Origin of the sequence: Micromonospora sp. WMMD812, assembly GCF_027497215.1 — a bacterium.
GTDB lineage: Bacteria > Actinomycetota > Actinomycetes > Mycobacteriales > Micromonosporaceae > Micromonospora.
Genome location: NZ_CP114904.1, coordinates 2,332,860 through 2,356,569 on the forward strand (window position 1 = coordinate 2,332,860; position 23,710 = coordinate 2,356,569).

The 23,710-nt window shown below is 73.8% G+C and carries 24 protein-coding genes; 11 read left to right on the forward strand and 13 right to left on the reverse strand.

The genetic code is table 11. The features are described from left to right. Positions 1 to 266: 266 nt before the first annotated feature. Positions 267 to 2,273, reverse strand: a complete 2,007-nt coding sequence (gene thrS, locus O7603_RS10545) for a threonine--tRNA ligase (protein ID WP_281575511.1) — start codon at positions 2,271 to 2,273, stop codon at positions 267 to 269. Between the two features lie 308 nt (positions 2,274 to 2,581). Between thrS and O7603_RS10550 the strand changes: the two genes are divergently transcribed. After that, positions 2,582 to 3,790, forward strand: coding sequence for a DUF1775 domain-containing protein (locus O7603_RS10550; protein ID WP_281575512.1), 1,209 nt, complete (start codon positions 2,582 to 2,584; stop codon positions 3,788 to 3,790). Positions 3,791 to 3,924: 134 nt separating this feature from the next. Here O7603_RS10550 and O7603_RS10555 read toward each other — a convergent pair whose 3' ends face one another. Beyond that, on the reverse strand, positions 3,925 to 4,842 hold the full coding sequence (locus tag O7603_RS10555; protein WP_281575513.1) for an ADP-ribosylglycohydrolase family protein: 918 nt from the start codon (positions 4,840 to 4,842) through the stop codon (positions 3,925 to 3,927). A 73-nt stretch (positions 4,843 to 4,915) separates the two neighbouring features. Between O7603_RS10555 and O7603_RS10560 the strand changes: the two genes are divergently transcribed. Beyond that, the gene (locus O7603_RS10560) at positions 4,916 to 5,605 is read left to right on the forward strand and encodes a response regulator transcription factor (protein WP_281575514.1); all 690 of its coding nucleotides are present in this window, start codon (positions 4,916 to 4,918) and stop codon (positions 5,603 to 5,605) included. Positions 5,606 to 5,634: 29 nt separating this feature from the next. Continuing rightward, a complete protein-coding gene (locus tag O7603_RS10565; protein WP_281575515.1) occupies positions 5,635 to 7,041 on the forward strand; it encodes a HAMP domain-containing sensor histidine kinase in 1,407 nt (468 codons plus the stop codon). A 306-nt stretch (positions 7,042 to 7,347) separates the two neighbouring features. On the opposite strand, the gene O7603_RS10570 is transcribed toward O7603_RS10565, so the two are convergent. Then, positions 7,348 to 8,373 carry an adenosine deaminase gene (locus O7603_RS10570; protein WP_281575516.1) on the reverse strand — a complete coding sequence of 342 codons (1,026 nt, stop codon included), beginning with the start codon at positions 8,371 to 8,373 and terminating at the stop codon, positions 7,348 to 7,350. Beyond that, positions 8,370 to 9,164, reverse strand: a complete 795-nt coding sequence (locus O7603_RS10575) for a trans-aconitate 2-methyltransferase (protein WP_281575517.1) — start codon at positions 9,162 to 9,164, stop codon at positions 8,370 to 8,372. The genes O7603_RS10570 and O7603_RS10575 overlap by 4 nt, the downstream gene beginning before the upstream one ends. Before the next feature lie 85 nt (positions 9,165 to 9,249). Between O7603_RS10575 and O7603_RS10580 the strand changes: the two genes are divergently transcribed. Continuing rightward, complete coding sequence (locus O7603_RS10580) at positions 9,250 to 10,233, forward strand: aldo/keto reductase (RefSeq protein ID WP_281575518.1); 984 nt, start codon at positions 9,250 to 9,252, stop codon at positions 10,231 to 10,233. Positions 10,234 to 10,339: 106 nt separating this feature from the next. Further along, positions 10,340 to 10,537, forward strand: a complete 198-nt coding sequence (locus O7603_RS10585; RefSeq protein ID WP_281575519.1) for a hypothetical protein — start codon at positions 10,340 to 10,342, stop codon at positions 10,535 to 10,537. A 134-nt stretch (positions 10,538 to 10,671) separates the two neighbouring features. Here O7603_RS10585 and O7603_RS10590 read toward each other — a convergent pair whose 3' ends face one another. The 7 genes from O7603_RS10590 to O7603_RS10620 all read right to left on the reverse strand — a co-directional run bounded on the left by O7603_RS10590 (position 10,672) and on the right by O7603_RS10620 (position 15,087). Next, positions 10,672 to 10,875, reverse strand: coding sequence for a cold-shock protein (locus O7603_RS10590; protein ID WP_007075740.1), 204 nt, complete (start codon positions 10,873 to 10,875; stop codon positions 10,672 to 10,674). Positions 10,876 to 11,168: 293 nt separating this feature from the next. Next, entirely contained in the window at positions 11,169 to 11,441 is a 273-nt protein-coding gene (locus tag O7603_RS10595) for a DUF4235 domain-containing protein (RefSeq protein WP_281575520.1), read from the reverse strand. Next, positions 11,438 to 11,809: a DUF3618 domain-containing protein gene (locus O7603_RS10600; protein WP_281575521.1), complete on the reverse strand. Its 372-nt coding sequence runs from the start codon at positions 11,807 to 11,809 to the stop codon at positions 11,438 to 11,440. Before O7603_RS10600 ends, O7603_RS10595 begins: the two co-directional genes overlap by 4 nt. Beyond that, positions 11,806 to 12,240, reverse strand: a complete 435-nt coding sequence (locus O7603_RS10605; protein ID WP_281575522.1) for a phage holin family protein — start codon at positions 12,238 to 12,240, stop codon at positions 11,806 to 11,808. The genes O7603_RS10600 and O7603_RS10605 overlap by 4 nt, the downstream gene beginning before the upstream one ends. Before the next feature lie 318 nt (positions 12,241 to 12,558). Then, positions 12,559 to 13,755, reverse strand: coding sequence for a mechanosensitive ion channel domain-containing protein (locus O7603_RS10610; protein ID WP_281575523.1), 1,197 nt, complete (start codon positions 13,753 to 13,755; stop codon positions 12,559 to 12,561). An 80-nt stretch (positions 13,756 to 13,835) separates the two neighbouring features. Next, the gene (locus O7603_RS10615; RefSeq protein ID WP_281575524.1) at positions 13,836 to 14,657 is read right to left on the reverse strand and encodes a DUF1206 domain-containing protein; all 822 of its coding nucleotides are present in this window, start codon (positions 14,655 to 14,657) and stop codon (positions 13,836 to 13,838) included. Positions 14,658 to 14,718: 61 nt separating this feature from the next. Then, on the reverse strand, positions 14,719 to 15,087 hold the full coding sequence (locus tag O7603_RS10620) for a hypothetical protein (RefSeq protein ID WP_281575525.1): 369 nt from the start codon (positions 15,085 to 15,087) through the stop codon (positions 14,719 to 14,721). A gap of 62 nt (positions 15,088 to 15,149) precedes the next feature. Between O7603_RS10620 and O7603_RS10625 the strand changes: the two genes are divergently transcribed. Further along, complete coding sequence (locus O7603_RS10625; RefSeq protein WP_281575526.1) at positions 15,150 to 16,376, forward strand: cysteine desulfurase-like protein; 1,227 nt, start codon at positions 15,150 to 15,152, stop codon at positions 16,374 to 16,376. Next, positions 16,373 to 16,660 (forward strand): GNAT family N-acetyltransferase, encoded by a 288-nt coding sequence (locus O7603_RS10630; protein ID WP_281575527.1) that lies wholly within the window; start codon positions 16,373 to 16,375, stop codon positions 16,658 to 16,660. The genes O7603_RS10625 and O7603_RS10630 overlap by 4 nt, the downstream gene beginning before the upstream one ends. Positions 16,661 to 16,719: 59 nt before the next feature. Here the strand turns inward: O7603_RS10630 and O7603_RS10635 are convergent, their stop codons facing one another. Continuing rightward, positions 16,720 to 18,219, reverse strand: a complete 1,500-nt coding sequence (locus O7603_RS10635; protein ID WP_281575528.1) for a glycoside hydrolase family 3 N-terminal domain-containing protein — start codon at positions 18,217 to 18,219, stop codon at positions 16,720 to 16,722. A gap of 216 nt (positions 18,220 to 18,435) precedes the next feature. Here O7603_RS10635 and O7603_RS10640 point away from each other — a divergent pair, with 216 nt between their 5' ends. The 4 genes from O7603_RS10640 to O7603_RS10655 all read left to right on the forward strand — a co-directional run bounded on the left by O7603_RS10640 (position 18,436) and on the right by O7603_RS10655 (position 21,977). Further along, positions 18,436 to 18,561, forward strand: coding sequence for a hypothetical protein (locus tag O7603_RS10640; RefSeq protein WP_281575529.1), 126 nt, complete (start codon positions 18,436 to 18,438; stop codon positions 18,559 to 18,561). A gap of 95 nt (positions 18,562 to 18,656) precedes the next feature. Then, on the forward strand, positions 18,657 to 19,607 hold the full coding sequence (locus tag O7603_RS10645; protein WP_281575530.1) for a TIGR03557 family F420-dependent LLM class oxidoreductase: 951 nt from the start codon (positions 18,657 to 18,659) through the stop codon (positions 19,605 to 19,607). 160 nt (positions 19,608 to 19,767) lie between these two features. Further along, positions 19,768 to 21,399 (forward strand): RecQ family ATP-dependent DNA helicase, encoded by a 1,632-nt coding sequence (locus tag O7603_RS10650; RefSeq protein WP_281575531.1) that lies wholly within the window; start codon positions 19,768 to 19,770, stop codon positions 21,397 to 21,399. A gap of 74 nt (positions 21,400 to 21,473) precedes the next feature. Beyond that, positions 21,474 to 21,977, forward strand: a complete 504-nt coding sequence (locus tag O7603_RS10655) for a hypothetical protein (RefSeq protein WP_281575532.1) — start codon at positions 21,474 to 21,476, stop codon at positions 21,975 to 21,977. Positions 21,978 to 22,078: 101 nt separating this feature from the next. On the opposite strand, the gene O7603_RS10660 is transcribed toward O7603_RS10655, so the two are convergent. Continuing rightward, positions 22,079 to 23,650, reverse strand: coding sequence for an MFS transporter (locus O7603_RS10660; RefSeq protein ID WP_281575533.1), 1,572 nt, complete (start codon positions 23,648 to 23,650; stop codon positions 22,079 to 22,081). Between the last annotated feature and the right edge of the window lie 60 nt (positions 23,651 to 23,710).

Genomic DNA, 23,710 nt, shown 5'->3' on the forward strand with positions numbered 1-23,710 from the left:
CGAGCATGATCGTGCTCGAACACGGATGTAGTGGCCTACCACTACCCGGAAGGCCACTACATCCGGGTTGTTGCGCGATCATGCCCGTGCGCGTGCGCGGCGCTCACCCCGGGCGCGCCGGGGCGCTGCGCTCACCCCCGAGCGCGCGGGCGCGGCGCTCACCCCCGAGCGCGCGGGCGCGGCGCTCACCCCCGAGCGCGCGGGCGCGGCGCTCACCCCCGGGCGCGCCCCTGCCGCACGGATCGGTGCGGCCCGGGACGCCTGCGTCACGCCTCGGCCGAGGGCCCGATGTTGCTGCGGGAGGTGACCACATCCAGGACGTGGGCCACCGCGTCGGCGATCGGCACGCCGTTGCGCTGCGAGCCGTCCCGGTAGCGGAACGACACCGTGCCGGCCGCCACGTCGTCGTCGCCGGCGATGACCATAAAGGGGATCTTCTGCTGCTGAGCCGTACGGATCTTCTTCTGCATCCGGTCGTCGCCCGCGTCGACCTGGGCCCGGATGCCCTCGGCCCGCAGCGCGGCGACGAAGCCGTGCAGGTAGTCGGTGTGGTCCTCGCGGATCGGGATGCCGACCACCTGCACCGGGGCGAGCCATGCCGGGAACGCGCCCGCGTAGTGCTCGGTGAGCACCCCGAAGAACCGCTCGATCGAGCCGAAGAGCGCCCGGTGGATCATGACTGGCCGCTGCCGGCTGCCGTCGGCGGCCTGGTACTCCAACCCGAACCGCTCCGGCTGGTTGAAGTCGACCTGGATGGTGGACATCTGCCAGGTGCGGCCGATGGCGTCCTTGGCCTGCACGGAGATCTTCGGCCCGTAGAAGGCCGCGCCACCCGGGTCGGGGACCAGGTCCAGGCCGGACTGCTCGGCGGCGGTGCGCAGCGCCTCGGTCGCCTCCGCCCAGTCCTCGTCGCTGCCGATGAACTTCGGCGAGTCGTCCCGGGTGGACAGCTCCAGATAGAAGTCGTCCAGGCCGTAGTCGCGCAGGAGATCCAGCACGAACGTGAGGAGCGCGCTGAGCTCGCCCGGCATCTGCTCCTTGGTGCAGTAGATGTGCGAGTCGTCCTGGGTCAGGCCGCGCACCCGGGTCAGGCCGTGCACCACGCCGGACTTCTCGTACCGGTAGACCGTGCCGAACTCGAACAGCCGCAGCGGCAGCTCCCGGTACGACCGCCCGCGCGCCTTGAAGATCAGGTTGTGCATCGGGCAGTTCATGGCCTTGAGGTAGTAGTCCGCGCCCTCCAGCTGCATGGGCGGGAACATCGTGTCGGCGTAGTACGGCAGGTGGCCGGAAGTCTCGAAGAGCTGCGCCTTGGTGATGTGCGGGCTGTTGACGAACTCGTAGCCCGCGTCCTCGTGCCGACGCCGCGAGTAGTTCTCCATCTCCCGCCGGATGATTCCGCCCTTCGGGTGGAAGACCGCCAGGCCGGAGCCGATCTCGTCGGGGAAGCTGAACAGGTCCAGGTCCGCACCGAGCTTGCGGTGGTCGCGCCGGGCGGCCTCCTCCAGCAGCTTCAGGTACGCCTTCAGCGCGTCGCGCGTCGGCCAGGCGGTGCCGTACACGCGCTGCAGCTGCGGGTTCTTCTCCGACCCGCGCCAGTACGCCGCCGCCGAGCGCATCAGCTTGAACGCCCCGATGAGCCGGGTGTTCGGCAGGTGCGGGCCCCGGCACAGGTCCGACCAGCAGACCTTGTCCTCGTTCGCGGCGAGGTTGTCGTAGATGGTCAGCTCGCCGCCGCCGACCTCCATCACCTGCGAGGAGTCGAGACCCTCGCCCTTGACGTCGATCAGCTCCAGCTTGAACGGCTCGTTGGCCAGCTCGGCCCGCGCCTCGTCCAGGTTGCTGAAGCGGCGGCGGCGGAAGCGCTGGCCGGACTTGACGATCTCCTGCATCCGCTTCTCGAGCTTGGCCAGGTCGTCCGGCTGGAACGGCTTGTCGACGGCGAAGTCGTAGTAGAAGCCGTTCTCGATCGGTGGGCCGATGCCGAGCTTCGCCTCCGGGAAGACGTCCTGCACCGCCTGGGCGAGCACGTGCGCGGTGGAGTGACGCAGCACGTTCAGCCCGTCCGGCGAGTCGAGACTGACCGGCTCGACCTCGATGTCGGTCGCCGGACGCCAGTCCAGGTCGTGCAGCCGGCCCTCAGGGTCGCGGACCACGACGATCGCCTTCGGGCCATTGGCGGGCAGCCCGGCCGCGGCCACCGCGTCGGCCGCCGTGGTCCCGGCGGCGACGACGACGGGGTCGGCCACGGCGGGGGTACGGGGTGCGGACACGGTGACTCCTCGCAGCAGACGGTACGGATCGGGCGCTGACGGCCCTCGCCGATGCTATCGGGCGCCCCGCCCCGGCCGATCGCCGACGCCTCAGCCACGCGCCGCCCCGCGCACCGGACGCCAAGCCGTCACGGTCCGACACTCGGGTGCCGGGCGCGGACCCGTTGGGCCGGCCCACGCGACCGGGGACGCGGCGGAACCGTCGGGGACGTCTCGCCCGTGGATTGAACCTTTCGCGGCCGGGAGCCGAACTACCCGGTGTGGCCGGAGACCGGTACCGGTCGCGTGGACACGGATGGGGACGCGAGATGGCGATGACGTACAGCGGCGACCTCCGCCGCCGGGCCGGGGTGGTGGCCGCCCTGGCCGCGGCAGCGGTGCTCAGCTGGCCGGGTACGGCGCACGCGGCGGAAGTGACCAGCACCCCGGGGCAGGCCCGGCAGGGCGACGCGGTCCGGCTGGAGTTCGTGGTGCCCGAGGAGCGGCCCGGCACCCGCACGCGGGAGATCGAGATCCGGCTGCCGGCGGACGCCCCGATCGCCGAGGTCTACCCGATGTCGGTGCCCGGCTGGGCGCCCCGGATCAGCTCCCGCACGCTCGACCAGCCGGTGAGCGGCATCCACTCGAGCACGGTCACCACGGTCACCACGGCGGTGACCTGGATCCGGGTCGACGGGGCCGCGCCAGGCCCGGCGCGGCTGGCACTCTCGATGGGCCCGCTGCCCGCAACCGACCGGCTCGCGTTCCCCGTGATCCAGACGTACGCCGACGGCACTGTGGTGCGCTGGGCCGACCCGGCCGGAGCGCACAAGGCTCCGGTGCTCACCCTGCTGCCGGCGGCCCCGGGGGCGGCGGGCGGCCCGGCCGGCCACGCCGGGCACGGCGCGGCGAACGGCGGCGCCGCGAACGGCGGCGCGGCGAACGGCGGCGCGGGTCCGGCGGACGGTGCCGGCGACCCGGGCGCGGCGGGCAACGCGGGAGCGCCGGATGGTGCGGGCGCGGTCGGCGGAGCGGGTGCGCCGGGCGACGCGGCGGGCGCCCGGGCCGGAAACGCGGTCGCCGGGAACACCGCCGGCGGGAATGCCGACGCGCTCCTCGCCGCGGGCCTGCTCGCCGGGCTCGGCGGCGGCGTCGCGGTCGGCTGGCTGGCGAGCCGTTGGCGGCGCCGCGGCACGACCGCCCCGGCCGAGGCCACCGACCCCGACGACCCGACCGAGCGGGACGACCGCATCGCGCCCACCCACAGGCCGGACCCCTCCGCCGCGCACTCGCCCCGCCCGACTGAGCGGAACAGCCGCACCGGAACCAGGCACACGACCGAGCCCGAGACGGGGGCCGGAACCGCCCACACGACCCTGTCCATCGCGCCGGACAATCCCGCCAGAGGTGAGAACGACGGGATCGCACCCGCCGAGCCCGCCGACGCGACCGGGGATGAGGCCCCGCTGGCCCCTGATCCGGGCCAGTCCGATGCCACCCCAACCCTCGTCCACTCGGCTTCCGGGAAGTCGCGGTAACCGAACGACCTGACACCCCGAGTTCGAACAATCCAGATCGCCGATATGGCGCAATCCCCCGCACCCGGACACCGCCATATCGGCCACCCGGAGTGAATCACCCGTCCAGCCCCAGCCCCAGCGCCGTCGGCGGGTCAGGGGAGCCAGGGTGGGAGGGGTTCGCGGGCGGCGAGCCACTCGGCGGGTACGCCGCCCGGGGTGCCGACGCCGCCGTACGCGGCCACGACACCGCCCACGATGGCGGCGGTGGTGTCCACGTCACCGCCCGCCTCGACGCAGGCCTGGATCGCGGCCGGATAGTCGTCGAGTCGGGTCGCGGCCACCCACAGGGTGAAGGCCACCGTGTCCGGCGCGGTCACGCGGGACCCGTTGCCGAGCGCCGCGACCACCTGCGGCAGCGGGCGGCCGAGCAGGTCGGCGGCACGGCGTACGCGGCGGTGCACCTCGGTGGCCGGGTCCACCGCGGCGGCCACCCCGGCGAGCAGCCGGCCGGCGGCGGGGCGGGATCCGTCCAACCGGCCCCGGGCGGCGAGCGCGGCCGCCACCGCCACGGCGACCGCGCCGGCGATCCCCTCGGGGTGCGCGTGGGTCACCTCGGCGGAGGCGCGGGCCTCGGCGGCCGCCCGGCTGGTCGAGTCGGCGAAGTACGCGCCGAGCGGCGCGACCCGCATCGCGGCACCGTTGCCGAGGGAGCCCTGGCCGTCGAAGGCGGACGCGGCGGCCACCGGCCACGGCGTCCCGGACCGGATCAGCTCCAGCAGTTCGACCGCCCCGGCGCCGTAACGCCGCGCGGGGTCGTAACGGGCGGCGAACGTGCTGGCCAGCGCGTCCCGGTCGATCTGCCGGGCGTCGGCGAGCACAGTCACGACCGAGCCGGCCATCTCGGTGTCGTCGCTCCATTCCCACGGGCCGGGCGGCAGGTCGTCCCGCCACGGCGCCACCCGCCCGCCCGGCACGAAGAAGCGCCCGCCGAGCGCGTCACCGACCGACAGACCGGCGAGGCTGTCCTTGGCGAGCGCCAGCCGGCTGTCGGCGAAGAGCGTGAACGACATCGTCGTACCAGCTTGCCCGGTTCGCAGGTGCGCCGCAACGCGATCAACTTGCCACGCCAAGTACCGTCTTGGGGTGGCCACCGTCCTCCTGGTCGAAGACGATCACGTCGTACGCGGCGCGATGCTGCGCTCCCTCGCCGATCGGGGGCACGCGGTGCACGCCGTCGGCACGGCGCTGGACGCGCTGCGCCGGGTCGCCGCCGAGACCCCGGACCTGGTGGTGCTCGACCTAGGCCTGCCCGACCTCGACGGCTCGGACGCGCTGCGGATGTTGCGCGGCATCACGGACGTGCCGATCATCATCGCCACCGCCCGCGACGACGAGCAGTCGGTGGTCCGCCTGCTGCGCGCCGGCGCCGACGACTACATGGTGAAGCCGTTCACCGGCGCCCACCTCGACGCCCGGATCACCACGGTGCTGCGCCGGGCCGGCCGGGCCAGCCGTACGGTGCAGCCCGCCGTGCACGTCGTCGGCGGCCTGCGGGTGGACGTCGGCGAGCGCAGCGCCCAGCTCGACGGCGAGCCCCTGGCGCTGACCCGCAAGGAATTCGACCTGTTGGCGTATCTCGCCGCACGGCCTGGCCGGGTAGTGTCCCGCCGGGAACTCTTGGAGGAGGTATGGCGGCAGCCATCGGTCGGCGAGGACCAGACAATCGACGTTCACCTGTACTGGCTGCGCCGCAAAATGGGCGAGTCCGCGGCGAAGCCGCGCTACCTGCGCACCGTGCGGGGGGTCGGCTTCCGGCTGGTGGCGCCGGACTGAGGACGTCGCTGGCCCTGCTCACGGCCGGCATGTGCGCCCTGGCGGCGCTCGCCTTCCTCGTCCCGCTCGGCTTCGGCCTCGGCGAGCGGGCCCGGGAGGAGGCGATCGCCGACGCGGCGCGGCGTAGCGCGCTGGTCACCGGCGCGCTGGCGGTCAGCACCGATCCCGCCGTGATCGAGCGGGCCGTGGCGGCCAGCGGCGACGACCCGACCACCCGTCCGGTCGTGCACGGTCTCGACGTCGACGACAGCGGCGGCCGGGCGACCCCGGGCGACCTGGACCAGGCCCGCGCGGACCGGCGCTCGCTCGTGGTCGACGTGGCCGGCGGCGTGGTCCGGCTCGACCCGGTGGTGCTCGGTGACCGGGTGGCGGTGGTCGAGGTCTTCGTGCCGGATTCCGCGCTGGGCGACGGGGCCGGCGTCCGCTGGTTGCTGCTCCTCGGCGTGGCCGGCGTCCTGGTGGGCGCGGCCGTCGTGGTGGTCGACCGGGTCGCCACCCGCACGGTGGACGCCACCCGGGGGCTGGTCGACGCCGCGCTCGCGGTCGGCGAGGGTGACCTCGGCGCGCGCGTCGAGCCGAGCGGCCCGCGCGAGCTGGCCGAGGCCGGCCACGCGTTCAACCGGATGGCCGAGAGCCTGGTGGCGGCGCGTACGGACGAACGGGAACTCGTCGCCGACCTGTCGCACCGGCTGCGCACCCCGCTGACCGTGCTCCGGCTGGACGCCGAGGCGCTGGAGTCCGACGACACCAGCGTCGGCACGTTCAGCCAGGCCGAGTTGGACCGCCTACGCGGGATCCGGCGGATCCGGCAGGCGATCGTGACCCTCGAGGGCGAGGTCGACGTTCTGATCAAGACCACCCGCAAGGCGGTCACCGCCCACGACGCCGGCCCGGCGATGTGCGACGTCAGCGAGGTGGTGCGGGACCGGATGGTCTTCTGGGCGGCCCTCGCCGGGGACCAGAACCGGCCGCAACGGGTGATCGGGGCACAGCTGCGCACGCCGGCGCCGGTGCCGCGGGCCGAACTGGCCGCCGCGCTGGACGCGGTGATCGGCAACGTGTTCCGGTACACGCCGCAGGGCACCGCGTTCGAGGTGGCGGTCTCGCGCCGGGACGGGTACGTGGCGATCCGCGTCGACGACGCGGGTCCGGGCATCGCCAATCCGGACCGGGCGCTGCGCCGGGGAACCAGCGACCAGGGTTCCACCGGGCTCGGCCTGGACATCGCGAAGCGGGTGGCGTTGCAGGCGAACGGCTCGGTCAGCATCGACCGGGCGCGGCTCGGCGGGGCCAGCGTGGTGATGCTGCTCGCCGATCCGGAGGCGACGCCCCGGCAGGTCAGCCGGTTCGGCTTGGTCGGCCGGATGACGCGGGAGGCCCGCGAGCAGAAGACCGGTGGCCGCCGCTGGCCCCGGCAGCGGCCCGCCGACCACTGACCGACACCCCGCCGCGCCAGGCTGGCCCGGCAGCTCACCGCGTCGCACCAGCGCCCCGCGGCCCCCGCGTCGCGCCGACCGGTCGACCCGCCGTCGGCTGTGGGGCGGCGCAAGTCTTCCTTAGATCCGGGTTAACGACGGCGCCGGCGGGGCCGCCGGCTGCGAGGATTTCGGTACGAACCCATCAGTTCCATCGGTCAGCGCCTCGCGCACCCACCGGCCGGTGGAGCCGTGCGCGCGGCGGGAGGACGGTCCCCCCACACCAGCTCCCGCCGCGCGCCCACCCTTCGGCGTTCGGTTCCGCGCTCAGTGGCCCGCGGTGGCCAGGTACGCGTCGATCTCGGCGGCGATCCGCTGCTTGCCGGCCGGGTCCAGGAACGAGGCGGTCACCGCGTCGCGGGCGAGCGCGGCGATCCCCTCCGGCCCGACCCGGAGCAGCCGGGCCGCCACCGCGTACTCGTCGTCGAGGGTGGTGCCGAACATCGGCGGGTCGTCGGAGTTGATGGTGACCAGCACGCCGGCGTCGACCAGCCGGGGCAGCGGGTGCTCGTCGAGGCTGGCCACGGCCCGGGTCCGCACGTTCGAGGTGGGGCAGACCTCCAGGGCGATCCGGTGCTCGGCGAGGTGGGCCAGCAGCTCCGGGTCGTCGGCGGCGGAGATGCCGTGGCCGATCCGCTCCGCGCCGAGGTCGCGCAGCGCGTCCCAGACCGTCTGCGGGCCGGTGGTCTCCCCCGCGTGCGGCACCGAGCGCAGCCCGGCCGCCCGGGCCCGGTCGAAGTACGGCGTGAACTGCGGCCGCGGCACCCCGATCTCCGGCCCGCCCAGACCGAAGCTGATGAGCCCGTCCGGGCGCTCCTCCAGCGCGATCCGCAGAGTCTCCTCGGCCGCCGGCAGGCCCGCCTCGCCGGGGATGTCGAAGCACCAGCGCAGTTCGATGCCGAAGTCCGCCTCGGCCCGCTTGCGGGCGTCCTCGATCGCCTCGCAGAACGCCGGGGCGGGGATGCCGCGGCGCACGTGCGAGTACGGGGTGATTGTCAGCTCCGCGTAGCGGACCTGCTGGCGGGCCAGCTCGCGGGCCACCTCGTGGGTGAGGATCCAGACGTCCTCCTGGTCGCGGATCAGGTCGACGACGCTGAGGTAGACCTCGATGAAGTGGGCGAAGTCGCGGAACGCGAAGTAGTCGACCAGCGCGGCCGGGTCCGCCGGCACCGGGCTGCGCCCCTCGTGGCGGGCGGCCAGCTCGGCGACGATCCGGGGCGAGGCGGAGCCCACATGGTGCACGTGCAGCTCCACCTTGGGCAGTCCGGCGATGAAGGTGGACAGTTCGGTCACAGGTTCTCCTCGACACGGGCGCCGGTACGGGCGACGACGAAGACGCGGCGGAAGGGGAAGTACACCTGGCCCTGCCGTGCCGGGTACGCCTCGGCGAGGCGTACCTCCAGCTCGGCCCGGAAGTCGGCCCACCGCGGAGCGTCCAGCGCCGCGCGGACCGGGCGCAGCGCCGTGCCCTCCATCCAGGTGAGCACGGGGTGCGCGGCGTCGGCGCGGGCCGGGAGCAGGTGCACGTAGGTAGTCTCCCAGGCGTCGACTGCGCAGCCGGCACCGGCCAGCAGCGCCGCGTAGCCGACCGGGTCGCCGACCGGGGCCTCCCGCAGCAGCGGGACCAGGTCGTCCCGCCAGGCCGGGCAGGCGGCGACCTCGCGCAGCGCCCGGTGCGAGGGCGCGTCGAAGTTGCCCGGCACCTGCATCGCGAGCCATGCTCCGGCGGGCAGCTCCCGGGCCCAGCGGCGCAGCAGCTCCTCGTGGTCGGGGACCCACTGGAGCACCGCGTTGGTGACCACCACGTCGACGTCGGGCGCGGGCCGCCAGTCGCGGACGTCACCGACGGCGAACTCCACCGGCGCGCCGAGCGTTGCCGCCCGCGCGATCATCTCGGGCGAGGAGTCCAGCCCGAGCACCCGGCTCGCCGGCCAGCGCGCGGCCAGGGTCGCGGTGAGCTGGCCCGGGCCGCAGCCGAGGTCCACGACCGTCTCCGGCCGGTCGGCCGGGATCCGGGCGACCAGGTCGTGGAACGGCCGGGACCGTTCGTCGCCGTAGCGCAGGTACGTCGCCGGATCCCACATGAGCGCCTCCCAAACCGTACGTCCGTCTTGTTTACCGTACGGCCCGTCTGGTCGGGCGGGCAAGCCGATCACTAGGCTCGGGGGTATGGAGCAGCGCACCTTCCGCCGGCTCGGGCGGACCGTCGGAATCGTCGGCCTGGGGGCCTGGCAGCTCGGCGCCGACTGGGGCACGGTCACCGAGGACGACGCGATGGCCATCCTGGCCGCGGCCGTCGACGCCGGAGTCACTTTCCTCGACACCGCCGACGTCTACGGCGACGGCCGCAGCGAGCAGCTGATCGGGCGCTTCCTGCGGACCCGGGCGGGCGACGGGCTGACCGTGGCCACCAAGATGGGCCGCCGGGTCGAGCAGCGGCCGGAGGCGTACACCCTCGCGCACTTCCGTGAGTGGACCGACCGGTCGCGGAAGAACCTCGGCACCGACCGGCTGGACCTGGTCCAGTTGCACTGCCCGCCCACCGCGGTGTTCGCCGACGACGCGGTCTTCGACGCCCTGGACGCGCTCGTGGCCGAGGAGTCGATCGCAGGCTACGGGGTGAGTGTGGAGACCTGCGACCAGGCGCTCACCGCGATCGCCCGGCCCGGCGTGGCCAGCGTCCAGATCATCCTCAACGCCCTGCGCCACAAGCCCGTCGAACGGGTGCTGCCCGCCGCCGAGGCCGCCGGGGTCGGCATCATCGCCCGGGTGCCGCTGGCCAGCGGCCTGCTGTCCGGCCGCTACGACGAGCGCACCACCTTCCCGGCCGACGACCACCGCACCTACAACCGGCACGGCGAGGCCTTCGACGTCGGCGAGACGTTCTCCGGCGTCGACTTCGACCTGGGGCTTTCGGCGGTACGCCGGTTGGCGCCGCTCGTCGGCGACGACCGCACGATGGCGCAGTTCGCCCTGCGCTGGGTGCTGGATCAGGCGGGTGTCACCGTCGTCATCCCGGGCGCCCGCGACGCCGAGCAGGCCCGGCGCAACGTCGCCGCGGCCGCGCAGCCGTCGCTCACGGCCGAGCAGCTGGCCGGCGTCCGCGAGGTCTACGACGAGTTGGTCCGCCCGCAGGTGCACGGCCGGTGGTGACCCGCCCGCGGCCGGTCCTCGCCGGGGGCGCACCGGGGCGGTTCCTCGCCCCGGCCGGGCACGCCGGGCATCCTGGAGAGCCGGTACGCGGTGAAGGGGGGACGCGATGAGGGGCTGGTTTCCGCTCACGCTCGGTCTGCTGGCGATCGTGGTCGGTGCCGTCTGGACGGTCCAGGGTCTGGGTTTCGTCGACGGCAGCGTGATGACCGGCGAACGGATCTGGGCGGTGGTCGGGCCGATCGTGGCATTGGCCGGGATCGTGGTGCTCTGGATCGGTCTGCGCGCCCGGCGCCGACGTCCCTGAACGTCCACTCGGCGGCCGGGAAAGGGAAAGCCTGGGAATGGGAAAGCCCCGTATCCCGAGGACGGGATACGGGGCTCCACTGTCGATCCGTAGGCGGATCAGCCCACTGGCCGGCGGGGGCCGGCCGGCACTGCTCAGATGGGGCGGACCTGCTCAGCCTGCGGGCCCTTCTGACCCTGAGCGATCTCGAACTCCACCCGCTGGTTCTCCTCCAGCGTGCGGTAGCCGCTGGTCTGGATGGCCGAGAAGTGGACGAACACGTCAGCACCCCCGCCGTCGACGGTGATGAAGCCGAAGCCCTTGTCAGCGTTGAACCACTTCACGGTTCCCTGCGCCATGTGTATCTCCTTCTAAAACTGGCGGCCGAGCACGCCGTGCGGCCGGTTGGCCGTTTTCGAGCAGCGGCGCCTGAGGCGGCCCCCGGTGAAGGAGACTTCTCTCAACCCACGCCATCTCGCAACAGCGTGGAACAGCAAACCACGTACGCAAAAACTCTGCACAGCCTACCCGACGAAATTCTCCGACATGTGACCTGACGGATGCCAGAGATCCGCTGGGTGGGCGTGCGCCACCATGCGAAAGGCCCCCTTGCCATCGAACATGGCAAGGGGGCCGGCACGTCAACGGCCGGTCACTGCGGCCAGCGTCCGGTGAGTCGGCGTACGCCGACCGCACCGCCGCGGTCCACCGCGGCCCGGACGACCGCGAAGATGGCGCCCTGCAACGCCGCGGCCGCCAGGATCTCGCCCCAGGCACGGTCCTCGTCGGTGGCGCTGGGTGCCTCGCCGTCGCCCGCGGTGATCTTCCAGACCTGCCGGAAGATGGCGCCGGCGAGCGTGCCGGCGGCGAGACCCAGCAGCACGCCGACCGGCTTGTACGCGGCCCGGTTGATGGCCTTGCTCACCTGCGCCTCCCTCGAAGGATCAGTAGCACGACCGCGGTGGCCACCGCGCCGGCCGCGACCGCCGCCCACGGCGCCGGACCCCGAAGGACGTCGCCCGGCCGGTGCGCCATCGCGCGGGCCGCGCCGGCCTTCTGCGCCGTCTGCGTCCGAGCCGCCCCGGCCGTGTGCCCCGCCTGGCCGCGCATGCGGGCGAACTTCTGCGCGGCCTGCTCCCGCATCCGCTGCCGGGCCTGCTCGGCTGACCCCTTGAGCCGGGCCTTGACGTCGGCCTTGGCCGCGAGCGCCTCCATCGTCTCGCCCAGTTCCACCCGGGTCCGCCGGATCTCCTCGCGGAGCGCCTCGGTGTCGCCCCGCCCGTTGCCGGTCATGACCGTCTCCCGTCCTTCACCGCGGCGGCCACGGTGTCCACGTCCGCCCGGACGCTACGGACCGTCGCCGCCGGAACCGGCGGGACCGCGCGGCCGACCTGCTGCTTGCCGACCAGGGCCAGGATGCCGGCGAGCAGGAAGAGGCCGACCGCGACGATCAGCGCGGCGGCCCAGGCCGGCAGCGCCAGGTCGAGCAGCAGCACCACGGTGAGGACCAGCGCGCCCAGGCCGTAGAACGCCAGCGCGCCGCCGCCGCCGAAGAGGCCGATGCCGATGCCGGCGTGCTTGCCCTTCTGGGTCAACTCCGCCCGGGCCAGCGCCAGCTCGTCCCGGACCAGGCGGGAGATCTGCTCGGTGGCCCGTTGCACCAGCTCGGCGGTGGAGGGCTCGCTCCCGGTGCGGGATGTGCGGGCGTTCGCCACGTCAGCCATGCTGTCCTCCTTTCGTCATCACCGCGCTGTATGCCCGGAGTCGCCGCTCGTCAATCCTGGGCGTAGCGCCCCACCGGATCCGGAGAGAGACGTCCGGCAGCAGGTCCCCCGGAACCGCCCGATCAAACCTCCCGGACCGGGCGATTGCCTCCCCCCGCCACGGAAAACGCCACCCTCCGGGCAGAGGACACGTACCCGCGCACCCAACAGCCCCGCGATCTTGCAGTTTCTGCCCCGGTGAAAACCGCGTAGCGGGACAAATACTGGGCCGAAACTGCAAGATCGCGGGACCAGGGCGGGGGCGGGGCGGGGGCGGGGTTAGCGGCGGGAGTCGGCGGGTTCGTCCGGGCCGACGAAGGCCTCGCTGCGGGCGTCGCCGTCGTCGCTGCCGCCGAAGAGCCGCGCGTCGTCGGGCACCTCGCCGTCGGCGAGCGGTCGGGTCGCGCGGCGGGGCTGCACCCACTGCCAGGGCAGCTGGCTGTCGGCGTCGCCCAGCTCGGTGCGGACGCGCGGCATCGCCATCGGGCGCTGGTCGCGTACCCAGGCGACCAGGTGCTCTCGGACCAGACAGCGCAGGTCCCACAGGCTGCCGGCGTCGCCGGCGCTGACCAGCGCGCGCACCCGGATGCTGCCACCGGTCGCGTCGGTCACCTGGAGCACGCACACCCGGCCGTCCCACAGGTCGGTGCTCTCGACCAGGCGGCGCAACTCCTCACGCATCGCCTGGACGGGGACCGCCCAGTCCACGTCGAACTCGGCCGTGCCGAGCACCGCCGCCTCGGTCCGGGTCCAGTTCTGGAACGGCGTGCTGGTGAAGTACGAGGTGGGCAGGATCAGCCGGCGGTCGTCCCAGATCTGCACGACCACGTAGCTGAGGGTCAGCTCCTCGATCCGGCCCCACTCCCCCTCGACGACCACCACGTCGTCGAGTCGGACGGCGTCGCTGAACGCCAGTTGCAGGCCGGCGAAGACATTGCCGAGCAGACTCTGCGCGGCCAGCGCGGCGACCACACCGACGACACCTGCGCTGGTCAGCACACCGGCGCCGATGCCACGGACGCTGGGGAAGGTCATCAGCATCACGCCGAGCGCCAGGATCACGATCACGGCGATGGTCAGCCGGCGCAGCATCACCACCTGGGTGCGTACGCGCCGGGCGTGCCGGTTGTCCGGCACGTCGACCCGGAACCGGGCCAGCGCGGTGTCCTCGACCACCACCAGCAGCGCGGCGACCAGCCAGGCGACGCTGGCGATGACCGCGAGCACCAGCAGGTGCAGCAGCATCTGCCGCCACGGGGTGCCGACCGCGTAGCCGGTGCTGAACCGGACGGCGAACTGGACCGCCAGCACGGTGGCGGCGGCCTGGAACGGGCGGTGGGCGTGCTCGGTGAGTTCGGTCATCAGCCGCGAGCGGCGGCCGAACCGACGGGTCAACCGGTGTACCACCGCCACCACGAAGAGGGCGATCGCCGCCGCGGCGAGCGCGGCGACGACCGTCCCGAGGTAGCTCTGCACAGGCTCTCTCCCTCCGGCCGGGCGCCACGGGGCTTCGGGCAAAGGCCCTATGGTGCCCGGTGTCTCCCGTATCGACCAGCTCAGACCTTGCGGTAGCGGGACTGGAGGAAGCAGAAGGTGCCGAAGGCGGCGATGCCGAGGGCGACCAGGGAGAGCAGCACGGTGCCGTACGACTGCTCGCGCAGCGTCCGCAGCGCGGCGTCAAGACCGCGGGCCTTCTCCGGGTCGTACGTGACGGCGGCGACGATGACCAGCACGCCCGCGATGCCGTACGCGATGCCCTTGGCGACGTAGCCGGCGATGCCGAGCCGGCGCGCGAGCCGATGGATCCGCGGGCTCATCTCCATGGTCTTGAGATGCTTCTCGAAGCGCTTGACCAGACCGTAGATCACCAGGCCGACGCCGATCGTGGCGAGCACCAGCCCGGCGAGGCCGACCAGCCAGCGACCGCCGGTGGAGGTCATCGCCTGCCCGGTGAGGGCCTCCTGCTGGTCGGCGGACTTGGAGCCGGCGTCGGAGAAGACCTTGTACGCGGTCCAGGCGAAGTAGAGGTAGACCAGGGTGCGCCCGGCCGACGCGAGCCGCTCCCAGACCCGCTCCTTGCCGCGCTCGGCGCGGTGCCCCACGGCCGCCTCCAGCGCCTGCCAGATCGCCATGGCGAGCAGGCCGATCGCGGTCGCGATCACGAGGACCTTGCCGAGCGGCTGGGCCGCGAGGGTACGCAGCGCGCCGGACTGGTCGCCGTCGGCGGCGGAGTGCCCGAACGCGATCTGCAACGCCAGCCAGGCGAACAGGAGGTGCACGATGCCGTAGCCGATGAAGCCGGCCCGGGCGAGAAGTTCCAGCCACCTGCTGTCGGCCGTGCGGGCGGCGGTGGCTTCGGCGTTGCGGGTGAGTGACATGGCGCCACAATCTCCGATTGCGAAGATCCCCAAACGTCGGCCGCCGCCGCCCGCGGCGGGGTCAGCTGCCGGAACCCTGCGAAACCTTGATCTTGATCTCCTGGTCGGTGACGCTGTCCAGGGTGACCGCGAGGCCGCCCACGTCGGCGGCCTGCTGGCCCGCGATCAGGGTGACCTGCTCTCCGGCGACCTCGACGGTCACCTGGTCGCCCTCGACGCCGACGAGCTTGGCGTCGACGCCGAGGATGCTGGCGCTCGCGTCGACGCCGCGCTGGAAGGTGACCGTGCAGGAGCCGGCGATGCTGCAGTCGGTGTCGGCGCCCTCGGAGCTGCAGCCGGCCAGCACGGCGACGCCGAGCGCCAGGCCGGCCAGCAGGCCGGCGACGCGGCGGGTGGGGGTCAGCGGGGAGTTACCGGGTCGGTTCGTCACCCGGCCAAGGGTACGAGACGCCCGCGAACGAGCCCGTCGCCCGCGACGGCTAGGGTCGCGGCATGCCGTTCGACATCGCCCGGGTGCGGGCCGGTTACCCCGCCCTGACCGAGGGTTTCGTGCACTTCGATGGTGCCGGTGGCACCCAGACCGCCGGGTCGGTGGTCGACGCGGTCGCCGCGGCGATGCGCGCCGCGACCGGCAACCGCAGCACCGCGTTCGAGCCCGGCCGGCGCTCGCTGGAGCTGGTGGCCGCGGCCCGCGCGGCGGTGGCCGACCTGGTGGGTGGGGACGCGGCCGGGGTGGTATTCGGGCCGAGCGCCACCGCGCTGCTCTACACCCTGGCCCGCACGGTCGGCGCGGGCTGGCGCCCGGGCGACGAGGTGGTCCTCTCCCGGCTCGACCACGACGCGAACGTCCGGCCGTGGGTGCAGGCCGCCGAGGCGGCCGGGGCCACCGTGCGGTGGGCCGAGTTCGATCGGGGCACCGGCGAGTTGCCCGCCGGGCAGTACGCCGACCTGGTGACCGAGCGGACCCGGCTGGTCGCGGTCACCGCGGGCAGCAACGCGATCGGCACCGTCCCGGACGTGCCGGCGATCGCCAAGGCCGCCCACGCCGTCGGCGCGCTGGTCGTCGTGGACGGCGTGCACGCGGTGCCGCACGCGCCGATCGACCTGGCGACGCTCGGCGCGGACGTGTTGGTCACCAGCGCGTACAAGTGGTCCGGGCCGCACCTGGCCGCGATGGTGGCCGACCCGGGCCGCTGGGCGGAGTTGCGCCCGGCGAAGCTCATCCCCTCGTCCGACGCGGTGCCGGAGCGCTTCGAGTACGGCACGCCGAGCTTCCCGCTGCTCGCCGGGGTGGCCGCCGCCGTCGACCACCTGGCCGGGCTGGACGCGGACGCCACCGGCGACCGGCGCTCCCGGCTGCGGGCCAGCCTCGCCGCCGCGCAGGCGCACGAGGAGGCACTGCTGGAGCGGCTGATCGCCGGGCTGACCGCGCTGCCCGGGGTGACCGTCTACGGTTCCCCGGCCCGGCGGTGGCCCACGGTCTCCTTCCGCCTCGCCGGGATGTCCCCCGCGCGGACGCAGGCGGCGTTGGGCGCGGGCGGCTTCTGCCTCTCCGCGGGCGACTACTACGCCTACGAGTACTTCACCGCCATGGGCCTGCGTGATACCGGCGGCGCGGTGCGGGCCAGCATCTACCACTACAACACGGCCGACGAGGTGGACCTGTTGCTCGCCGAACTGGGCCGCCTGGCCTCCGGGACGGCGACAATGGCCGGGTGAGCACCCTGGTCGAGGACAATCCCGCCAAGCAGCGGTTCGAGATCCTGGTCGACGACGCGTTGGCCGGGTTCGCCGCGTACGAACTCCGGGGCGAGGTGCTGGTCTTCACGCGCACCGAGGTGGACCCCCGGTTCCAGAACATGGGCGTCGGGTCGGCCCTGGTCCGGCAGACCCTCGACCAGGTACGCGCACGCGGCGGCCGGGTCGTGCCACAGTGCCGGTTCGTGGCCGCGTTCATCGACCGGCACCCCGAGTACGCCGCCCTGGTCACCGACCAGCCCTGACCCGCCGACGTCGGCCGGCGGGTCGGGCGACGCCCCGGCTCAGCCGGGGCCGGCGGCGGTCAGTCGAGGCCGGCCAGCAGCTCGGCGGCGGCCCGCGCGCTGGCCCGGGTCGCCCCGTGCGTGGCCAGGTGCACGGAGCCGGTGACCAGCTCGGGCACGCCCAACTCGACCACGACCGCGTCCGGCCGGGTGACCAGCGCCCGGCTCACCGCGGCCCGCATCCAGTCGTGCCGGTGCAGGTCGCGGACCACCAGCACCACCGGGCGTCCGTCGACTCCGGCGGTCAGGTCGGCCGGGACGTCCGGTTGGGCGTACCGGCGGGTGGTGGTGCCGGGGAGCAGGTCCGCGAGCGGCGCGCCGATGCCCCACGGGGTCTCCGCCCCGATCGCGATGTTGCGCGGCGGCTCGAACTCGACGACGTGCGCCGGGGTGGTCAGCGGCAGCGTCCCGGCCCCGGCCGGCGCGGTGGTGACCCGCAGCGCGCGCCGTGCGGCGGCGAGCCCGACGGCCGAGGTGTCGGCCGGGAGACCGGCGCGGGCGGGGCGCTCGGCCCGGGCGGCGACGGTCCAGGCGGCGAGCTGTTGGACCCGCTTGGCCGCCTCGGTGAGGCGCTCCTCCGGCAGCTCACCGGCGACGACCGCGGCCACGATGGCGTCCCGCAGCTCGCGGGCGTCCTCCTCGCCGGCCCGCTCCCCGCCGATGCAGATCGCGTCCGCGCCGGCCGCGAGGGCCCGCACGGCGGCGCCGGCGTAGCCGTATCGGCCCGCGACCGCCCGCATCTCCACCGCGTCGGTGACCACCACGCCGCAGAAGCCCAGCTCGTCGCGGAGCAGCCCGCCGAGCACCTGGGGGCTCAACGTGGCGGGCAGTACGGGGTCCAGTGCCGGCACCAACAGGTGGCCGGTCATCACCGCCTGGACGCCGGCCGCCACCGCGGCGCGGAACGGGGCCAGTTCGGTGGCGTCAAGCCGGGCCCGGTCGCCACTGATCACCGGCAGGTCGTGGTGCGAGTCGACGCGGGTGTCCCCGTGGCCGGGGAAGTGCTTCGCGCAGGCCGCCACGCCGCCGGCCTGGAGCCCGCGGACCCAGGCGGCCGTGTGCCGGGCCACCAGGGCCGGGTCCGCGCCGAAGGACCGGACACCGATCACCGGGTTCGCGGGGTTGGAGTTCACGTCCGCGTCCGGTGCGTAGTCGAGGGTGATGCCGAGGCCGGCGAGGTCGGCGCCGAGGTCCCGCGCGACCTCCTCGGTCAGCGCCGGGTCGTCGACCGCGCCGAGGGCGAAGTTGCCTGGCCGCGAGCTGCCTCGGCCGGACTCGATCCGGGTGACGTCGCCGGCCTCCTCGTCGATCGCCACGACGACGTCGGGGCGCTCCGCGCGCAGCTCGGCCGTGAGCGCGGCGACCTGGCCGGGGTCGACGACGTTGCGCGCGAACAGGACGACCGACCCGAGCCCCTCGCCGAGCCACCGGCGGACCCAGGGCGGCGGTGTGGTGCCGACGAACCCGGGTTGGAGGACGGCCGCCGCGAGCGTGGCCAGATGCGACGCCGGAACGCTCATGCGGACGTCTCCCGCCGGTGCGTCTGGGCGGCCGGCGCCGGAGCGCCCCGCCCGTCCGTCCGCTCGCTGCGCTCGCTCATGCGCCCCCCGTACCCCACCTTTTCCGCGCTGAGGCGGCCCGCCCGGCGGGCGGTGCTGCCATGGTCACACCAGGCGATCAAATAGTCAATAAACCTTACAGTTGCCCGCCGGGCCGACGGTGGGCAGAGTGCGGGCATGGACCCCACGCTGCTCGCGGACGCGACGAGCCCGGCCGACATCCCCGGCGTACGCCTGCTCGGGCTGGTGGTGGGCGCCCTGCTCCTGCTCGCGGCGATCCGCGCGATGTTCCGCCGGCGCTGAGCCGGCGCCCGGGCCACACGGCCGCGCGGGTGTGGCCGTCGGTGGCCGGGGTACCGCTTCCGTCGTTGACCCGGTACACACCGCGAGGGAGCGCCATGAAGATCGGATACTTTTTGTCCAGTGAGGAGTACGGGCCGGCCGAACTGCTCGAGCAGGCGCGCGGCGCCGAGCGGGCCGGCTTCCAGGCGCTCTGGATCTCCGACCACTACCACCCGTGGGTGGACGCCCAGGGGCAGAGCTCCTTCGTCTGGTCGATGATCGGCGCGCTCAGCCAGGTCTGCCGGCTGCCGGTGACCACCGCGGTCACCTGCCCGACCGTCCGGATCCACCCGGCGGTGCTCGCCCAGGCCGCCGCGACCAGCGCGGTGCTGCACTCCGGCCGGTTCGTGCTCGGCGTCGGCAGCGGCGAGGCGCTCAACGAGCACATCTTCGGCGACCACTGGCCGCAGGCCGACGTCCGGCTGGAGATGCTGGAGGAGGCCATCGAGGTGATGCGCGAGCTGTGGCGCGGCGGCTTCGTCAACCACCGGGGCGCGCACTACACCGTCGAGCACGCCCGCGTCTACACGCTGCCCGACACCCCGCCGCCGATCTACGTCTCCGCGTTCGGCCCCAAGTCGGTGGACCTGGCCGCCCGCCTCGGCGACGGGTACATCAGCACCAAGCCGGACGCGGACCTGGTCCGGCGGTTCCGCGACGGTGGTGGCGGCGACAAGCCGTGCCAGGCCGGCTTCAAGGCGGCGTACGCCGACAGCGAGGACGAGGGGGCGCGGATCGCGTACGAGCGGTGGCCGAACTCCGGCGTGCCGGGCGAGCTGTCCCAGGTGCTGCCCTCGCCGCGCCACTTCGAGCAGGCCGCGCAGCTGGTCAAGCCGGAGATGATGAAGGAGTCGTTCGTCTGCGGCAATGACGCCGACGCGCACCTGGAGATGATCGACCAGTTCGCCAAGGCCGGCTTCGACGAGGTCTACGTGGCCAACACCGGCCCGCACACCCAGGGCCTGTTCGACCTCTACCAGCGCAAGATCCTGCCCCGCCTCCGCTGATTCCGCGCGATCCGCGCGGTCCCGCCCGTTGAGATCTTGGTACGAGAGCGCCCCTGGAGGGGCCTTCTCGTACCAAGATCTCCATCGGCGACCCACGCCGCCGACGGACGCTGCGGGGGTGGGTTTTGGCGGTGATCGGGTCGGGTACCTCCGGCCCTCGATGAAGCTGTCCATGCACTCGACGACGTTGCGCCGGGCGGCGCGCAGCCTCTTTGGCTGGAAGGCGCTCCGGCCCAACCAACTGGCCGCGATGCGCGCGGTCATGAAGCGACGTGACGCGCTGGTGGTGCTGCCCACCGGCGCCGGCAAGTCGGCGATCTACCAGATCCCGGCCAGCCTGATCCCCGGTCCGACCGTGGTGATCTCCCCGCTGCTCGCCCTCCAGCAGGACCAGATCGCGGCGCTCAACGAGCGGCAGCGACCGGAGCTGCGGGCGGTGCGGATCAGCTCCGACGAGAGCCCCGCCCAGCAGGCGCAGGCGATCGAGGAGATCCGGTCCGGCCGGGCCGAGTTCCTCTTCATCACCCCGGAGCAGCTCGCCAACCCGGACCGGATGGCGGAGGTCCGGTCGCTGAAGCCGGCCCTCGTCGCGATCGACGAGGCGCACTGCATCTCGGCGTGGGGGCACGACTTCCGCCCCGACTACCTGGCCCTGGGCCACCTGATCGAGGGGATCGGCCGCCCGCCCGTGGTGGCGCTGACCGCCACCGCCTCCCCGCCGGTCCGCGACGACATCGTCGCCCGGCTGCGGCTGCGCAAACCCGAGATCGTGGTGTCCGGACTGGACCGTCCCAACCTCTTCCTCGAGGTCGCGTACTGCCCCACCGAGGACTACCGGTGGCGGCGGCTGGTCGCGCTGCTGCGCGACGACGAGCGACCCGGCATCATCTACGTGCCCACCCGGCGGGCCGCCGAGGAGCTGGCCGCCCGGCTCACCGACGCCGGGTTCCCGGCGCAGTACTACCACGGCGGCATGCCGGCCGGCGCGCGCGCCGAGCTGCACGAGGCGTTCCTCGCCGACCAGGTGCCGATCATGGTGGCCACCTCGGCGTTCGGCATGGGCATCGACAAGCCGAACATCGCCTGGGTGGTGCACATGGCGCTGCCCGACTCGCCGGACAGCTACTTCCAGGAGATCGGCCGCGCCGGACGCGACGGCGCGGCGGCCCGGGTGCTGCTCCTCTGGCAGGCCGAGGACGTGGGCCTGCAACGCTTCTTCAGCGGCGGCCTGCCCGAGGCCGACGAGCTGCGGGACCTCGCCGCGCTGCTGCGGCGCAAGCCCAGCACCAAGAAGGAGCTGCGCGAGCTGACCGGGCTCGGCCCGCGCAAGCTCGGCCAGTACCTGTCCCTGCTGGAGCAGGTCGGCGCCGCCGAGCCGCGGGCGAAGGCGCGAATCGGGGCGCCGCGCTACTCCCCGGCGCCGGTCGACGCCGCCGGGGCCGCGGTGGCCGAGGCGGAACGCCAGCAGACCCTCACCCGCTCCCGCACCGACATGATGCGCGCGTTCGCCGAGACGACCGGCTGCCGGATGCAGGCCCTGCTGGCGTACTTCGGCGAGCAGATGACCACCGTCTGCGGGCACTGCGACAACTGCCACGCCGGCACGAGCATCCCCGGCGACGGCGCGGTCGGGCCGTTCCCGGTGCACAGCCAGGTCCGGCATCCGGAGTGGGGTCCGGGCCTGGTGCTCAGCTACGAGGAGGACCGGATGACGGTTCTGTTCGACGAGGTGGGGTACAAGACGCTGTCCGTGCGCGTGGTGTCCGAACAGGGCCTGCTGGCGCTGGACTAGCCTGAGCCGGGCGCCGCGCCCCTGCCGGCGCGCGCCATCGACGAGCAGGAACAGACAGGCGGAAGGGGCGTGTCGTGATCGAACAGCCGGCGTACACCGGGTTCGGCTTCTCCGACGACGAGTGGGGGCTGCTGGTCGGGCTGCCGCAGTCGGTGCTGACCGCGGCGAGCGCGGCCGAGTCCGACGGCACCAAGCGCACGATGACCGAGAACGCGGCCGGTTTGGAGACCATCGCCGCCGGTCGGGAGTCGGCGAGCCCGCTGGTCGCCGCGGTGGCCGGCGAGATCGTCGCCCGGGTCGGCGACCCGGAGGCCGGCGAGGAGCTGCCGGCCATCTCCCCCACCGACCCGACGGCCGTCATCGACGACGTGCTCGGCCGGGCCGGCGAGGCCGCGGCCCTGCTGGCCGCGCGGGTGGACGAGGGTGAGGCCGGGGCGTACAAGCACTGGCTCGTGGAGATCGCCGAGCAGGTGGTCGGCGCGGCGTCCACCGGCGGCCTCCTCGGGCTCGGCGGCGACGTGGTCAGCGACAGCGAGCGCCGCTTCCGCGACCGCCTCTCCCAAATCCTGAACGACTGACCCCCACCCCAGCCCGGTCGATCATGCAGTTGTGGTGGGCGGCATCTCCGCCTTCGCCCCTTTCGCGAGGCACCACAACTGCATGATCGACGACGAGGGCGTCAGCGCTGCGTGGCGGGAGCCGGGTCAAGCGGCGCGGGGGCGGCGTCTGCCGGGTCGGTCTGGGGGACGTGGACGCCGCGCAGGGTTGCGACGGCGGCGACCGCGGCGAGCAGCATCAGGACGCCGGCGGCGCCCGCGGCCAGGTGCAGCCCGTCGGTGAACGCGACCGCGGCGGCGTGCCGCACGGCGGCGGCCCCCTCGGCCGGCAGGCTCCCGGCGACCGCGAGCGCGCCACCCAGCGTCTCCCGGGCCGCGGCCACCGCGTCGTCGGGCAGCCCGCCGCGCAGTCCGTCGACCACCTCCCGCCGGTAGACCGCGTTGCCCACGCTGCCCAGGACGGCCATGCCGAGCGCGCCGCCCAACTCGCTGCCGGACTCGGTCAGCGCCGACGCCACCCCGGCCCGCTCCGGCGGGGCCGCGCCGAGCACCAGCTCGGTGACCAGCGACATCACCACGACCAGGCCGGCGGCGTAGACGCTGGCGCCGACCAGCAGCGGAACCAGCCCGTCGTCGGCCGGCACCTGGGTGAGCACGACGAAGCCACCGGCCGCGATGACGAAGCCCGCCCCGATCAGGTACGCCCGGTCGATGCGCCGGGCCAGGGTCGCCGCGAGCGGCGCGACCCCGCCCACCGCCACCGACGGCAGCAGGCTCCACAGTGCCGCACGCAGCGGGCTCAACCCGAGCACCGACTGGAGGTGCTGGGTGGTGAAGATGGCGAAGCCCACCATGGCGAACATCGCCACCAGGTTCACCCCGAGCGCCCCGCCGACCGCCCGGCGCCGCACCAGCGCGAGGTCGACCATCGGGTGCGCGAGCCGGTGCTGCCGGCGGACGAAGACCACGGCGACCAGCAGCCCGGCGACGATGGACAGTGCCGGTCCCGTCGCCCATCCGGTCCGCGCCAGCTCCTTGATCCCGTAGATGACCGGGAGCAGCGCGGCGAGGGAGAGCACCGCGCTGAGCACGTCGAACCGGCCGGCGGCCGGGTCACGGAACTCCGGCACCAGCGCGGGCGCGAGCAGGAGCAGCAGCGCCATCGCCGGCAGGTTGATCAGGAAGATGGACCCCCACCAGAAGTGTTCGAGCAGGACGCCGCTGAGCACAGGGCCGATGGCGATGCCGCCGGTGAGGGTGGCGGTCCAGATCGCGATGGCGGTGCCGCGCTGCTTCTCGTCGTGGAACAGGTTGCGCACCAGCGCCAGGGTCGAGGGCATCAGGGTGGCGCCGCCGACGCCGAGCAGCGCGCGGGCCGCGATCAGCATGCCCGCGCTGTCGGCGTACGCGGCGAGCAGCGACGCCGCACCAAACGCCACCGCCCCGCAGAGCAGCAGCCGGCGTCGCCCGATCCGGTCGCCGAGGGCGCCCATCGTGATGAGCAGACCGGCGAGCACGAAGCCGTAGATGTCGAAGATCCAGAGCTGTTCGGTGCCGGTGGGGCGCAGTTCGGCACTGATGAACGGGACGGCGAAGTAGAGCACCGAGACGTCCATGGAGACCAGGAGCAGGGGCAGCATCAGCACGCTGAACCCGATCCACTCCCGGCGTCCGGCGCGCGGCGTCGTGGTCATGACGGGGACTCCTTCTGCGTATGGCGTACGCTTATCTGCGTAGACCATACGCAGAACTAG